The 346-nt window shown below is 65.6% G+C and carries 1 pseudogene; it reads left to right on the top strand.

Annotated features, from left to right (window positions below):
• Positions 1 to 346: pseudogene (locus HMPREF2581_RS20925) on the top strand (glutamine synthetase); the annotation flags it as partial.

Below are 346 nucleotides of genomic sequence, written 5' to 3' on the forward strand. Positions count from 1 at the left end.
TCAAGAACATCGCCTACGACCACGAGATGGACACCACCTTCATGGCCAAGCCCTATCCGGGCCAGGCCGGGAACGGACTGCACGTGCATATCTCGCTGCTCGACAAGCACGGCAACAACATCTTCACCAGCGAGGATCCCGAGCAGAACGCCGCATTGCGCCATGCGATCGGCGGCGTGCTCGAGACCCTGCCGGCCTCCATGGCCTTCCTCTGCCCGAACGTCAACTCCTACCGCCGCTTCGGTTCGCAGTTCTACGTGCCGAACGCGCCGAGCTGGGGCCTGGACAACCGCACCGTGGCCCTGCGCGTGCCCACCGGCAGCCCGGACGCGGTACGCCTGGAACA

The organism is Pseudomonas sp. HMSC057H01 (genome assembly GCF_001836405.1).
Classification (GTDB): domain Bacteria; phylum Pseudomonadota; class Gammaproteobacteria; order Pseudomonadales; family Pseudomonadaceae; genus Pseudomonas; species Pseudomonas aeruginosa.